Source organism: Pseudomonas sp. ADPe, from assembly GCF_014843515.1.
Lineage (GTDB): Bacteria > Pseudomonadota > Gammaproteobacteria > Pseudomonadales > Pseudomonadaceae > Pseudomonas > Pseudomonas citronellolis.
The window spans coordinates 1,502,162-1,515,511 of record NZ_CP062122.1 but is presented as its reverse complement, the minus strand read 5'-3'; the positions used below and the strand labels follow the sequence as shown (position 1 = coordinate 1,515,511).

Sequence of the window (13,350 nt, the reverse complement as noted above, 5' to 3'; positions counted from 1 at the left end):
TGGTGGGGCAGTGTCAATCGAGCAACGGCCCTCGCGCGGCGTACCGCCGGGGCATTTCTTATGTGCCGGCGGGCGGGCCCGCCGGGGCGTTCAATCCAGGCGGTCGCCGTGGCGGGCCATGATGTGGCGCACCACGCTGTAGTCCTGCAGCGAGTCGCTGGATAGGTCCTTGCCGTAGCCCGAGCGCTTGAGGCCGCCGTGGGGCATCTCGCTGGCGAGCATGAAATGGGTGTTGATCCAGGTGCAGCCATATTGCAGGCGGTTGGCGATCTGGAAGGCCTTGTCCAGGTTCTGCGTCCACACCGAGGAGGCCAGGCCGTACTCGGAGTCGTTGGCCCAGTCCACCGCCTGCTCCAACTGGTCGAAGCGGGTGACCGTGACCACCGGGCCGAACACCTCGCGCTGGACGATCTCGTCCTGCTGCTTGCAGCCGGCCAGCAGCGTGGGCTGGTAGTAGAAGCCAGGGCCGGAGTGCACGGCGGCGCCGGTCACGCGCTCGATGTGCGGCTGGCCCAGGGCGCGTTCGACGAAGCTGGCCACGCGGTCGCGCTGGCGGGCGCTGATCAGCGGGCCGATCTCGTTGTCCTGATCGCGCTTGCGGGCGAAGCGGATGCTCGCCACCGCCTCGCCCAGCTCGGCCACCAGGCGGTCGTGGATGCCGGCCTGGGCGTAGATGCGGCAGGCGGCGGTGCAGTCCTGCCCGGCGTTGTAGTAGCCGTGGGTGCGCACGCCCTGGACGACCGCCTCGATATCGGCGTCGTTGCAGACGATGACCGGCGCCTTGCCGCCCAGCTCCAGGTGGGTGCGCTTCAGGGTGCGCGCGGCGGCCTGGAGAATCTTCTGCCCGGTGACGATATCGCCGGTCAGCGAGACCATGCGCACCCGCGGGTGGCCGACCAGGTGGCTGCCGACGTTCTCGCCGCCGCCGCAGACGATGTTGAGCACGCCCGGCGGGAGGATGTCCGCCAGCGCCGGGGCCAGCGCCAGGATCGACAGCGGGGTGTGCTCGGAAGGCTTGAACACCAGGGTGTTGCCGGCGGCCAGGGCCGGGGCGATCTTCCACGCCGCCATCATCAGCGGGTAGTTCCAGGGCGCGATGGAGGCCACCACGCCCACCGGGTCGCGGCGCACCATGCTGGTGTGCCCGGGCACGTACTCGCCGGCCAGCTGGCCCTGCTGGCAGCGCACGGCGCCGGCGAAGAAGCGGAACACGTCGGCGGTGGCGGGGATGTCGTCCTGCCGCGCCAGGTGCAGCGGCTTGCCGCAGTTCAGGGACTCCAGGCGGGCGAGGGCGTCGGCGCGCTTGTCGATGGCGTCGGCGATGGCCAGCAGCGCGGCGGAGCGCTGCGCCGGGGTGGTCCGCGACCAGGCCGGGAAGGCGCGCTGGGCGGCGTCGATGGCCTGTTCGATCTGCTCGGGGGAAGCATCGGCGACCGAGACCAGGGTTTCGCCGCTGGCGGGGTTGAGGATCGCCTCGGCAAGGCCCTGGCCGGGCGTCAGCTGACCGTCGATCAGCAGCTCGGTGTACAGGGTCGGGGTGCTCGCCAGGGCGTTCATCTTCGCGGCTCTTTTCTTCTCGGTCTTGTTTTCGGGGGCCATGGGCTGCTCCGGTGGGTTGCCCGGCCCTTCTGTATGAAGCCAGAGACTAGATTCCGGGCCTGAGGTCGACAAATTCTAAATACTGAAAGTGGCATTCGATTAAATCGAATGCTGCTAGATGGAAGGCCGCTTGGCGTTGGGCTGCTCGCGGGCCACGGTGAGGAACGGGTCCACCAGCGCCGGCCGCGCCGTGCCGCGGCGCCAGGCCAGGCCGACGTCCAGCGGCTCGCCCAGGTCCACCAGCGGGCGCGCCTCGATGATGTCGCCTTCGAGCGACCAGGGGCGGTAGGTCATGTCCGGCTGGATCGACAGGCCGAGGCCGGCGGCCACCAGGCTCCGCACGGCCTCCACCGAGGCGGTGCGCAGCGTCACCTGCGGCACCAGCCCGGCGCGCGACCAGATGCGCTGGGTGTGCAGGCCCATCTCGTCGGCGTTGAGCTGGATCAGCGGCTCCCCGGCGACGTCCGCCAGGCCGATGCTGTCGCGCTCCAGCAGCGGATGCTGGGCCGGCAGCCAGAGACGGTGCGGCGAGTGGGTGAGCACCTCGGTCTGCAGGGCGTGGCGGTCCTCCAGGTTGGAGAGGATCAGCACGCCGACGTCGATCTCGCCGCTCACCAGCAGGTGCTCTATATAAGGCCGCTCGTCCTCCACCACGCGCGTCTGCACGTTGGGGTAGGCGCGCTGGAAGCGGGTGATCAGGTCGGCCAGGTAGTAGCCGGCGACCAGGCTGGTCACGCCGATGGTCAGGCTTCCGGCGACCTTGTCGGTGCTCTGCTGCAGGCTGCGCTTGGCGTTTTCCACCGTGGCCAGGATCAGGTGCGCCTGGCGCAGGAACTGGTGGCCCTGGTGGGTGAGCGTCATGCCCTTGGCGTGGCGCTCGAACAGGCGCACGCCGATTTCCTCCTCCAGTTGCTGGATGGCCAGGGTCAGGGTGGACTGGGAAATGAACACCGCCTGGGCGGCGGCGGAGATCGAACCGGTCTCGGCGACGGCGATGAAATGGCGGATCTGGCGCAGGGTCATCATGGGTGGCGGGCCATGGCTTTTGTGCTTTATCGAAAATCTATAGGAGCATTCTTTTAAATCGAATGAAAGCTCGCCGCGCACTCTGCTGGGCGCTCTTCGTAGGATGGGTTGAGCCTGCGAAACCCATCGGGCCACGGTGATGGGTATCGCTTCGCTCAACCCATCCTACGGTGGCATTCTCTTGCACCTGTAGGAGCAACTGTCTTGCCGTCTGCGCCGAGGTGCTTTTCGTAGGATGGGTTGAGCTTGCGAAACCCATCGGGCCGCGGTAACGGGTATCGCTTCGCTCAACCCATCCTACGGCGGCATTCTCTTGCACCTGTAGGAGCAACTGTCTTGCCATCTGCGCCGAGGTGCTTTTCGTAGGATGGGTTGAGCCTGCGAAACCCATCGGGCCGCGGTGATGGGTATCGCTTCGCTCAACCCATCCTACGACGACGTTCTCCTGCACCTGTAGGAGCGGGCCCTGCCCGCGATTCGCCCGGCCCAGCAATATCCCGAAGCACTCTGCGCCTGCGCACATACGGGGGCGGGCGCTAGAGTCGAGGTTTCCCTCAACCGACCCAGGAGACCGCCATGAACACCCGTGGCCTGCTCGACCAACTGCTCAAATCCGGCCAGGAACTCCTGCAGAACAAGGGGCTCGCCCAGACCGGCGGCCAAGCCCAGGCCGGGCAGGGCGCCGGCAAGGGCGGCCTAGACCTCGGCAGCCTGCTCTCCGGCGCCGGTGGCGGCGCCCTGGCCGCCGGCGCGCTGGGCCTGCTGCTGGGCAGCAAGAAGGCGCGGAAGATGGGCGGCAAGGTCGTCACCTACGGCGGCCTGGCCGCCCTCGGGGTGATCGCCTACAAGGCCTACGGCAACTGGCAGCGCCAGCAGGCCAGCGCGCCGCGCGGCGAACCGCAGACCGTCGACCGTCTGCCGCCGGTGGAAGCCGAGGCCCACAGCCACGCCATCCTCCGCGCCCTGGTGGCGGCAGCCAAGGCCGATGGCCATATCGACGCCCGCGAACGCCAGTTGATCGACGGCGAGATCGCCAAGCTTACCGGCGACCTAGAGCTGCAGGGCTGGCTCGACCGCGAACTGGCCAAGCCGCTGGACCCGCGGGAAGTGGCGGGGGCCGCGCAGAGCGAGGAAATGGCCGCCGAGATGTACCTGGCCAGCCTGCTGATGGTCGACGAGGAGAACTACATGGAACGCGCCTACCTCGACGAACTGGCCCGCCAGCTGAGCCTCGACCCGGGCCTCAAGGCCGAGCTGGAAGCCCAGGCGCAGAAGGCCCTGCAGGCACTTCCGGCCTGATTCTCAGCGCGCCCCTGAATAGTCCCGGACGGCATTGGCGGAATCCGCCACCGGGACTATCGTTGCCTGACTGCAACCACGCCGAGGGCGCTGCCATGAACACCACGGATCTGCTGGAACAACTGCTGCGGGCCGGCCAGGGCGCGCAGGCGCAACAGGGCGGCGCAGGCGGCCTGGGAGGCCTTGGCGGGTTGCTCGGCGGCCTGCTCGGCGGAGCCACCGGCGGCGCAGCGGCCGGAGGCCTGGGCGGCCTCGGCGGCGTGCTGGGCAGCATGCTCGGCGGCGGCGCCCCGGCCAGCCAGGGCCGCTCCAGCGGCGGCGGGGTCAACTACGCCATGCTCGCCTCCCTGGGCATGATGGCCTTCCAGGCCTACCAGAACTGGCAGCAGCAACAGGCGGCCGCCGCGCAGCAACAGCCGCCGACCACCGTCGACCAGCTCTCCGGCGACGAAGCCGAAGCCCACAGCCACGCCATCCTCATCGCCCTGATCGCCGCGGCCAAGGCCGACGGCCGCATCGACGACAAGGAAAAGCAGGCGATCTACGCGGAAATCTCCCGCCACGCCGGCGAGCCGGAACTGCAGGCCTGGCTCGACAACGAAGTGCAGAAACCCCTCGAAGCCGCCGACGTGGCCCAGGCCGCGCAAGGCGATCCGGGCAAGGCCGCGGAAATGTACCTGGCCAGCGTGATGCTGGTGGACGACCAGCAGGAAAGCGAACGCAACTACCTGGACGAACTGGCCTACCAGCTGCAGCTCGACCCGGAGCTGCAGGCGCACCTGGAACAGCAGGCCAAGACCGGCGGTGAAGTAGCCTGAAACAACTTCGCGCGGCCCCGGGCCGCGCATTCGCACAGGCGCATGGTCGAAGGGATGCAATCAATCCGGACGAACGCATCCTGCGCGATGCGTTCGCCCTTCAACCGGCAAGGAGGCGTCATGCCCTTCACCCGTTTCACCCTCTCCACCGCGCTGCTGCTCAGCGCCACCGCCACCCTGGCCAACGCTGCCAAACTCGAAGACGTGGCGCCCTATCCCAAGGCCGAAGACGGCTTTGTGCGCCAGGTCATCCACCTGCCGCAGCAAGCCCATGAGGAAAACTTCAAGGTCGAAGTCCTGGCCGGCAAGACCCTCACCGTCGACTGCAACCGCCAACGCCTGGGCGGCAGCCTGGAAGAAAAGACCCTGGAAGGCTGGGGCTACCCCTACTACCGCCTGGACAAGGTCGGCGGCCCGGCCAGCACCCTGATGGCCTGCCCGCAAGGTGCCAGCAAGAAGGACTTCGTACCGGTGGTCGGCGACGGCTTCCTGCTGCGTTACAACAGCAAGCTGCCGATCGTGATCTACGCCCCGAAAGACATCGAAGTCCGCTACCGCATCTGGTCCGCCTCCGACAAAGTCGAACACGCCCGCGCCGAATAACCCCCCCGACCAAACCCATGCATCCTGTAGGAGCGGGCCCTGCCCGCGATTCGCGCGCAGGGCGCGCTCCTACATGGGAATGGCGCGGGTGGGGTAGCGTAAGCGGATCTTATCCGCGATCCGCGCCGAAACCTCCGGCAATCGCGGACAAGGTCCGCTCCTACGGGGAGAGGAATGCCGTATTTCCCGGCGACCTGTAGGAGCGGACTCCGTCCGCGATCCCGCCAGCAGTGCTGGCGCCCGGCCGGGCACGGCGATGGGTATCGCTTCGCTCCACCCATCCTACGAAGAGCGCCACGGTTCGGCCTGCGATGCAGTTCGCCTGGACTCACTTAACGTCAACGGCAGGGTTGCAGCACAATACGCGCCCTACAGCAGGTCAACAGGGAGAGTTCTGTGCAAAGAATCCTGATCATCGGCTCCGGTGGCAGCGGCAAGAGCACCTTGTCCGCCACCCTTGGCCAGCGCCTGGCGCTACCGGTCATCCACATGGACGCCCTGTACTGGCAGCCCGGCTGGCAAGAGCCGGAAAAACCGGACTGGCAGGCCCGCGTACAGGCGCTCTGCCTGGGCGAGCGCTGGGTGATGGACGGCAACTACTCTGGCACCCTGGCGCAGCGCCTTGCCGCCTGCGACACCGTGATCCTCCTCGACCTGCCACCCTTGCTCTGCCTGTGGCGCGCCCTCTGGCGCGGCTTCCGCTACCGCGGCCGAGTCCGCCCGGACATGGCCGAAGGCTGCCCTGAGCAATTGCCCGATCCGGCATTCCTGAACTGGATCTGGAACTACCCCAAGCGCAGCCGCCCCAAGGTGATGGAATTGCTGGATGCGCACCGGCAGGGGCGGCGGATCATCCGCCTGCGCTCGCGGCGTGAGGTCAGGCAGTTTCTCCGGGAGTTGGACTGGAATCCGTCTGCGACAGCGGAACACAACCTCTGAGTGCAGAGACCTGAGTCGTCAATACCGCGCTGGTAGGAGCGAGCTCGCCGTCGATTCTGGTGTGTTCGGTTGAGTCCGTCCCCTCTCCCCAGCCCTCTCCCTGAAGGGAGAGGGAGCTTGTTCGTGCCAGTGGGGAAGGATGGTTTCAGCCGGAACCACCATCGTGGCCGGCTAACACCATGACATCCAACTCTGCCCAACGGTCCCCTCTCCCTTCAGGGAGAGGGTTAGGGAGAGGGCGCTCTCATGCCTGGCACCGACATGACCGGGAAACTCCCTTCGCGAGCAAGCTCGCTCCTACAAAAGCACCCCGCAGCCCAAGCCACGGGGCGCCGACCTCAACCCAAGCGCATCGTCTGCGCCAACTCCGGCAACGGCACCCAAACCTGCCCCTGCCAATCCAGCACGCTCAACTGCTGTTGCTCCCAACGCAGCAACCGCCGCTGCGGCACCTCACCCAGCGCCGGCGCAGCCGCATCTCGCAGGCTCGGCACCACCGAATTGCTGATCCACTGGCGAATGCCACGGTTCTCCGGATGGTGGAAAAGAATCAGCACGGCATACACTGCGGACTCGCTCAGCAATTCCACCTCTTCGGCCAAGCCGTTGTCATTGCGCAGCATGGCGTGGCGTAACTGATCCGGATCGAGATTGCGCGCCAGGCGATCCTGCAGAAAGGCATTCATCAACTTGCTCAGGTCGCGCACGACGAACCAGGGCTGGCCTTCGATCAGCAGGGCACGGAGGCGGCGTTTATGGCGGTAGAAGTGGGTGGGGATGAGGGGAAGGGGGGGTGGTGGGAAAGGCTGCACAGAGGCAGTGAAAGCGTCCATGGACATAGTGATTTCCTACGAGATTTGTTCAAAACCCCCTTGTTCAGAGAGGGTGGCCGGGTACTTGAACACCGCTCGTAGACGGCCCGCAGATTTCCCCTTTCGGGTGTTGTATAGCTGCGCGCTACCCGGCCATAGCAGGGCTATAACCTTGGGTCGCATGCTTTCGGGCATGGATATGTAACCGCTACGAGAGGTGTGTTCAGCACCGAGCGGAAATTTAGACGCTTAGGCTGATAAGGTCAACTATAGGCCTCTTGTTAAGTGCGGCGTTGTCGTTCGGAAATTAAAGTTAGGCTCTTCTCGGAAGGAAGGTGACGAGTTAGTATCGTGCCGTGTGGGGAAAATTCTGATTTGGAAGGGACTAATGATATTAAACAAGGTGGTTGTTGGGGTGGTGCTTAATGAGCGAGTTTTTCGCTTATCTTCGAATTCTGGTATTTTGACTGATGCGGTTGTTTCTGCTGCAAATTCTGGTCAGGGAAAAGAGTTTCCCTTATTTACAAGGGTTGGCGGTAGTAGTGATGTAACTAACTATCAGGTTGGATTTTTTACGGAGGATATGAAGAATGTTCTCCATATTGATACGGCGCAGGTTGTCTATACTCGTAGCTCTTCGAGTCCAGGGGTTAGTTCGTTGGGAGTGGGGAAGGTAATAGAGGAGTTTGGCGCTCTCTGGAAGATTTTGGATAAGGTAATGAAGTTTCCTGCTGTAAGGCGAATTGGGGTGGTTGGTGAGTTTTTGCTTTTTGGCGAGGGAGAGAATTCTAGCGATAAGCTGATGTCTGGTCTAGTTAAGCTTCCGGTGGCTAGTGGCTCCCATAGTTCAAGATTTAATTTGCACTTCGAAGAGAGGCGGGTGCTCTCAAGTCATGGGGATTTTAATCCTGAAACTGCAGATTTTTGGAATTGTATTTATAGTATATATAACTCTGAAAGAGATATGGATTTCAAGCTTTCAGGGCGGGCAAATGCAAATATAGATGTTCAGAAGTACTATAATCCGGCGAAATTAAACCCGCTTCGTGAGTTGAAGAGTGTTCATGAAGAGTTTTCTGGAAAGCGACGCCTGTTGAAGGAACGGCTAGAAACCTTGGGGCTGGTGAATGAGTAGAAAACGTTTCATTCCAAGTGGCGTTTCGCGCGCGGTCTTACCTGTTAACTCTGCAGAAACTGCTCCTACAGATGGTATGGGGGAGGAGCGACCACCCCAGAGTACTGAAGTTGATGTTGGGAGTGGTGGAACTGTTCAGGTTAGGGCGTCAGCGAGAGTTCCTGCCGAAAAAAGTATTGCTCAGAGGCTAAGGGATATCTTTGAGGTGTACGGTTTGATTGCAGGTTTTTTAGTGATGGTCGCAGGTGGAGTGTCAGCTTATTTTATTTTTAGGTATGACTTGGATATGGCGGGTAAGGATATCGTTGAGATAAAGCAGAGGGTCTCTGTTCAAGATGATAGGCTTGTAGATATCAAGATTTCTAATGTCTCTATTTCTAAGGATGTAGACTCTATTAAGGAAGATGTCAGGGATGTGAAGGGGAACTTGAATTTTTTGCGTGATGATGTAAGTAAGCTAAAGGCAGAGCAAGCTGTGACGAACGATAGAGTACAACGGCGCAATGGATATCGGTAGGTGTATCTCGGGAGTGCATTGAGAACGGTTTTTAGAGATTTATGTATGGGGATTTGGGTTGTGCTATAGCCGAGAGGCTCCCAAGTTCTTGCTCCCCATTAACACCTCTTGCTCCCGCTCACACAACCCCACCAGAAAATCCCAAACCAACCTCAGCCGCACCGACCGGTGCAACTCCCGTCGCGTACACATCCAGTACTCCCGCTCGATGAATTCCTCCGGCAGCACCGGTACCAGCAGCGGGTCGTGCAGGCCCATGAACTGCGGGAGGATGGCCAGGCCGACGCCGGCCTGGGCGGCTTGTTGCTGGGCCACCACGCTGGTGCTGCGGAACACCACCTGGGGGTGGCGGCAGAAGCTGTGGTGGAACATCAGTTCCTGGCTGAACAGCAGGTCGTCCACGTAGCCGATCCACTGGTGCTTGCACAGGTCGTCGCGGTCGCGCAGGGGCGGGGCCTTTTCCAGGTAGGCGGGGCTGGCGAATAGGCTCAGGCGGTAGCGCGTCAGGCGACGGCTGATCACCAGGTCGGCGTTGGGCCTTTCCAAGGTGATGGCGATGTCTGCCTCGCGGTTGGTGATGCTGACGAAGCGCGGCACCGACACCAGTTCCAGCTCAAGGCCCGGGTACTGGCGCATCAGCTCGCCCAGGCGCGGGGCGAGGAACATGGTGCCCAGGCCCTCGGTCACGCCCAGGCGCACCTGGCCCAGCGGGCTGATGCTCTGGCTCATTTCCTCCTGGGCGAGCAGGGCGGTGTTCTCCATGGCCTCGGCGTGCTTGAGCAGCGCCAGGCCCGCCGGGGTCAGCTGGTAGCCGCCGGTGTGCTGGGCGAACAGCTGGGTGCCCAGGTCGCGTTCGATGTTCTCGATGTGCCGGGCCACGGTGGCGTGGGTGGTGCCCAGCTTGCGCGCGGTGGCCAGCAGGCGGCCGCTGCGGTGCAGTTCGAGGAAGTAGCGCAGGTCGTTCCAGTCGAACATGGCGGGCTCCGTTGTTAGAAAACGATCAGCAGCTGACTCGAAATGTTCGTTTTTTTATCGCGAATGAGCGGCTAGCCTCAAGCGACGCATCGATAAGAACGACTAACTATAAGAACAACTGGAGGTCAGCCCATGCCCCAGGCACTGGACGCTTTCGACTACCTGATCGTGGGGGCCGGCCCCGCCGGGTGCCTGCTGGCCAACCGCCTGTCCGCCGACCCGGCCAACCGCGTGCTGCTGATCGAAGCCGGCGGCCCGGACAACTACCCCTGGATCCACATCCCCGTCGGCTACCTCTACTGCATCGGCAACCCGCGCACCGACTGGTGCTTCGACACCGAAGCGGTGCCCGGCCTCAACGGCCGCGCCATCAAGTACCCCCGCGGCCGCGTGCTCGGCGGCTGCTCGTCGATCAACGGCATGATCTACATGCGCGGCCAGGCCCGCGACTACGACGGCTGGGCCGCCGAGGGCAACCCCGGCTGGGGCTGGAACGACCTGCTGCCGCTGTTCCTCGGCATGGAGGACCACTTCGCCGGCGACAGCGCCATCCACCATGGCGGCGGCGAATGGCGTGTGGAGCAGCAGCGGCTATCCTGGGAAATCCTCGATGCCTTCCGCGAGGCGGCGGCGCAGACCGGCATCGCTTCGGTGGACGACTTCAATGGCGGCGACAACGAAGGCTGCGGCTACTTCCAGGTGAACCAGCGTGGCGGCGTGCGCTGGAATGCTTCCAAGGCCTTCCTGCGCCCGGTCGAGCAGCGCCCGAACCTGCTGGTGCTGACGAATGTCGAGGCGCAGCAACTGATCCTCGAAGACGGCCGCGCCAAAGGCCTGGTGGTGGACTGGCAGGGCGCCCGCCGCGAACTGCGGGCGCGCCGCGAGGTGATCCTGTGCGCCGGCGCCATCGGCTCGCCAACCCTGCTGCAGCGCTCGGGCATCGGCCCGCGGCCCTTGCTGGAGCAACTGGGCATCGGCGTGCGCCACGAGTTGTCCGGTGTCGGCGAGAACCTGCAGGACCACCTGCAGCTGCGGCTGATCTACCGCATCCAGGGCACCCGCACGCTGAACCGCATCGCCGCCACGCCCTGGGGCAAGGTCGGCATGGGCCTGGAGTACCTGTTCAAGCGCAGCGGCCCGCTGTCCATGGCGCCGAGCCAGCTGGGCGCCTTCGCCAAGTCCGACCCCGGCCAGGCCTCGGCCAACCTCGAATACCACGTGCAGCCGCTGTCCCTGGAGCGCTTCGGCGAGCCGCTGCACGCCTTCCCGGCCTTCACCGCCTCGGTATGCGACCTGCGCCCGCAAAGCCGCGGCAGCGTGCGCATCCGCAGTACCGACCCGCGCGCCAAGCCGCTGATCCAGCCCAACTACCTGAGCCACCCGGAAGACCTCAAGGTGGCCGCCGACGCCATCCGCCTGACCCGCCGCATCGCCGCCGCGCCTGCCCTGGCGCGCTTTCGCCCGGAGGAATACAAGCCCGGCCCGGACTTCCGCAGCGAGGAAGACCTGCACCGCGCCGCGGCGGACATCGGCACCACCATCTTCCACCCTGCCGGCACCTGCCGCATGGGCAGCGGGCCGAATGCCGTGGTCGACAGCCAGCTGCGCGTGCACGGCATCCCCGGCCTGCGCATCGCCGACGCCTCGATCATGCCCAGCCTGACTTCCGGCAACAGCTGCTCGCCGGTGCTGGTGATCGCCGAGAAGGCGGCGCGGATGATCCTGGCCGAACCCTCGCGGCAGGCGGAGGTCATCCCTATCAGCGGCCGGGAGGAGAAGGCCCTGTCCTGACGGCCACCCCGGCGGGACGACACGAGGTTCGACACCAGACAGCGTCGCGCGGCCCCGGGCCGTGGCGGTCGAGGCTGAAACAACAATAAGAGCCCCCACGAGGGGCAGGAGAGCCGTAATGACCGATCTAGCACAGCCCCAGTCGTTCGAGCGGGGGCGCTCCAGCAGCCGCGAAGAGCGCAAGGTGATTTTCGCTTCCTCGCTCGGCACCGTGTTCGAGTGGTACGACTTCTTCCTCTACGGATCGCTGGCCGCGGTCATCAGCAAGCAGTTCTTCGCCGGCGTCAACGACACCACCGCCTTCATCTTCGCCCTGCTGGCCTTCGCCGCCGGCTTCCTGGTGCGGCCCTTCGGCGCCCTGGTGTTCGGCCGCCTGGGCGACATGATCGGGCGCAAGTACACCTTCCTCGCCACCATCCTGCTGATGGGCCTGTCGACCTTCTGCGTCGGCCTGCTGCCGTCCTACGCCAGCATCGGCGTGGCCGCGCCCATCATCCTCATCGCCTTGCGCCTGCTGCAGGGCCTGGCCCTGGGCGGCGAATACGGCGGCGCGGCCATCTACGTCGCCGAGCACGCCCCGGCCAACAAGCGCGGCGCCTACACCAGCTGGATCCAGTGCACCGCCACCGCCGGCCTGCTGTTGTCGCTGCTGGTGATCTGGGGCTGCCGCCAGGCCACAGGCGAAGCCTTCGAGGCCTGGGGCTGGCGCCTGCCGTTCCTGATTTCCATCGTGCTGCTGGGCATTTCCACCTGGATCCGCCTGTCCATGCAGGAGTCGCCAGCGTTCCTGAAGATGAAGGCCGAGGGCAAGATCAGCAAGTCGCCGCTGAAGGAGTCCTTCACCCGCTGGAGCAACCTGAAGATCGTGCTGATCGCCCTGTTCAGCATCAACGCCGGCCAGGCGGTGACCTTCTACGCCGCGCAGTTCTACGTGATGTTCTTCCTCACCCAGGTGCTCAAGGTCGACCCGGGGCTGTCCAACGTGCTGCTGATCATCTCCCTGGTGATAGGCGCGCCGCTGTTCGTGCTGGCCGGCTGGGTGTCCGACAAGGTCGGGCGCAAGCCGGTGCTGGTGGTCGGCCTGCTGCTGGCGACGGTGTTCTACTTCCCGCTGTTCAAGGCCCTGACCCACTACGCCAACCCGCAGATCGACCAGGCCTCGCGCCAGGCCCCGGTGGTGGTGATGGCCGACCCGGCCACCTGCACCTTCCAGTTCGACCCGGTGGGCAAGGCCAAATTCGACAGCCCCTGCGACAAGGCCAAGACCCTGCTGGTGAAAGGCGGCGTGCCCTACAGCACCCAGGCCGCGCCGTCCGGCAGCGAGCTGGTGGTAAGCGTGGGCGAGAAGCGCATCGAAGGCTTCGACGCCGCCGCCCTGGGCGCCGCGGTGAAGGAAGCCGGCTACCCGACCCAGGCCGACGCCTCGCTGGTGAACCGGCCGATGGTGATCGCCATCATCGTGGCGCTGATCTTCATCGCCACCTGCTGCTACGGCCCGCTGGCGGCGCTGATGGTCGAGCTGTTCCCGACGCGCATCCGCTACACCTCGCTGTCGCTGCCGTACCACATCGGCAACGGCTGGTTCGGCGGCCTGCTGCCGACCATCTCCTTCGCCCTGGTGGTGTACACCGGCAACATCTTCTACGGCCTCTGGTACCCGGTGCTGATCACCGGCGTGAGCCTGGTGTGCTCGCTGCTGTTCCTGCGCGAGACGCGGCACAACGACATCCATGCCGATTGATCACGGCGCCGCCGGGGGCTCTTCGTAGGAGCGAGCTTGCTCGCGAACGGGGCCTTCCGGCGGCGACTGTGTTTCGGGGTGGCGCCGCCCCCTCT

At 64.7% G+C, this 13,350-nt stretch carries 12 protein-coding genes; 8 read left to right on the top strand and 4 right to left on the bottom strand.

The annotated features are described in order from the left end of the window. Positions 1–90 precede the first annotated feature (90 nt). On the bottom strand, positions 91–1,599 hold the full coding sequence (locus tag IG194_RS06870) for a gamma-aminobutyraldehyde dehydrogenase (protein WP_082996241.1): 1,509 nt from the start codon (positions 1,597–1,599) through the stop codon (positions 91–93). Between the two features lie 114 nt (positions 1,600–1,713). Continuing rightward, the gene (locus tag IG194_RS06865) at positions 1,714–2,625 is read right to left on the bottom strand and encodes a LysR family transcriptional regulator (protein ID WP_009616507.1); all 912 of its coding nucleotides are present in this window, start codon (positions 2,623–2,625) and stop codon (positions 1,714–1,716) included. Positions 2,626–3,201: 576 nt separating this feature from the next. Here IG194_RS06865 and IG194_RS06860 point away from each other — a divergent pair. From IG194_RS06860 to IG194_RS06845, 4 genes are all read left to right on the top strand, one after another. Further along, on the top strand, positions 3,202–3,924 hold the full coding sequence (locus tag IG194_RS06860; protein WP_058487280.1) for a tellurite resistance TerB family protein: 723 nt from the start codon (positions 3,202–3,204) through the stop codon (positions 3,922–3,924). 95 nt (positions 3,925–4,019) lie between these two features. After that, positions 4,020–4,742 (top strand): DUF533 domain-containing protein, encoded by a 723-nt coding sequence (locus IG194_RS06855; protein WP_058487279.1) that lies wholly within the window; start codon positions 4,020–4,022, stop codon positions 4,740–4,742. Positions 4,743–4,862: 120 nt separating this feature from the next. Next, positions 4,863–5,345: a serine protease inhibitor ecotin gene (eco, locus tag IG194_RS06850; protein WP_058487278.1), complete on the top strand. Its 483-nt coding sequence runs from the start codon at positions 4,863–4,865 to the stop codon at positions 5,343–5,345. Positions 5,346–5,741: 396 nt separating this feature from the next. Next, on the top strand, positions 5,742–6,284 hold the full coding sequence (locus tag IG194_RS06845; protein ID WP_058487277.1) for a topology modulation protein: 543 nt from the start codon (positions 5,742–5,744) through the stop codon (positions 6,282–6,284). A gap of 338 nt (positions 6,285–6,622) precedes the next feature. Here IG194_RS06845 and IG194_RS06840 read toward each other — a convergent pair whose 3' ends face one another. Beyond that, positions 6,623–7,123, bottom strand: coding sequence for a Bro-N domain-containing protein (locus IG194_RS06840; protein ID WP_058487276.1), 501 nt, complete (start codon positions 7,121–7,123; stop codon positions 6,623–6,625). A gap of 361 nt (positions 7,124–7,484) precedes the next feature. Between IG194_RS06840 and IG194_RS06835 the strand changes: the two genes are divergently transcribed. Continuing rightward, positions 7,485–8,231, top strand: coding sequence for a hypothetical protein (locus IG194_RS06835; RefSeq protein WP_141679730.1), 747 nt, complete (start codon positions 7,485–7,487; stop codon positions 8,229–8,231). Further along, complete coding sequence (locus IG194_RS06830) at positions 8,224–8,748, top strand: hypothetical protein (protein WP_141679731.1); 525 nt, start codon at positions 8,224–8,226, stop codon at positions 8,746–8,748. The genes IG194_RS06835 and IG194_RS06830 overlap by 8 nt, the downstream gene beginning before the upstream one ends. A gap of 63 nt (positions 8,749–8,811) precedes the next feature. On the opposite strand, the gene IG194_RS06825 is transcribed toward IG194_RS06830, so the two are convergent. Then, positions 8,812–9,723, bottom strand: a complete 912-nt coding sequence (locus IG194_RS06825) for a LysR family transcriptional regulator (RefSeq protein WP_058487275.1) — start codon at positions 9,721–9,723, stop codon at positions 8,812–8,814. Between the two features lie 132 nt (positions 9,724–9,855). On the opposite strand from IG194_RS06825, the gene IG194_RS06820 reads away from it, so the two are divergent. Together IG194_RS06820 and IG194_RS06815 are read left to right on the top strand one after the other, a co-directional pair. After that, positions 9,856–11,514 (top strand): GMC family oxidoreductase, encoded by a 1,659-nt coding sequence (locus IG194_RS06820; RefSeq protein ID WP_058487274.1) that lies wholly within the window; start codon positions 9,856–9,858, stop codon positions 11,512–11,514. Between the two features lie 118 nt (positions 11,515–11,632). Further along, on the top strand, positions 11,633–13,255 hold the full coding sequence (locus IG194_RS06815; protein WP_058487273.1) for an MFS transporter: 1,623 nt from the start codon (positions 11,633–11,635) through the stop codon (positions 13,253–13,255). Positions 13,256–13,350 lie beyond the last annotated feature (95 nt).

Coding starts and splice junctions, on each gene's coding strand:
- IG194_RS06855 (WP_058487279.1), top strand. CDS start 4,020: ATGAACACCACGGATCTGCTGGAACAACTGCTGCGGGCCGGCCAGGGC.
- eco (WP_058487278.1), top strand. CDS start 4,863: ATGCCCTTCACCCGTTTCACCCTCTCCACCGCGCTGCTGCTCAGCGCC.
- IG194_RS06865 (WP_009616507.1), bottom strand. CDS start 2,625: ATGATGACCCTGCGCCAGATCCGCCATTTCATCGCCGTCGCCGAGACC.
- IG194_RS06860 (WP_058487280.1), top strand. CDS start 3,202: ATGAACACCCGTGGCCTGCTCGACCAACTGCTCAAATCCGGCCAGGAA.
- IG194_RS06825 (WP_058487275.1), bottom strand. CDS start 9,723: ATGTTCGACTGGAACGACCTGCGCTACTTCCTCGAACTGCACCGCAGC.
- IG194_RS06815 (WP_058487273.1), top strand. CDS start 11,633: ATGACCGATCTAGCACAGCCCCAGTCGTTCGAGCGGGGGCGCTCCAGC.
- IG194_RS06830 (WP_141679731.1), top strand. CDS start 8,224: ATGAGTAGAAAACGTTTCATTCCAAGTGGCGTTTCGCGCGCGGTCTTA.
- IG194_RS06870 (WP_082996241.1), bottom strand. CDS start 1,599: ATGGCCCCCGAAAACAAGACCGAGAAGAAAAGAGCCGCGAAGATGAAC.
- IG194_RS06820 (WP_058487274.1), top strand. CDS start 9,856: ATGCCCCAGGCACTGGACGCTTTCGACTACCTGATCGTGGGGGCCGGC.
- IG194_RS06835 (WP_141679730.1), top strand. CDS start 7,485: ATGATATTAAACAAGGTGGTTGTTGGGGTGGTGCTTAATGAGCGAGTT.
- IG194_RS06840 (WP_058487276.1), bottom strand. CDS start 7,123: ATGTCCATGGACGCTTTCACTGCCTCTGTGCAGCCTTTCCCACCACCC.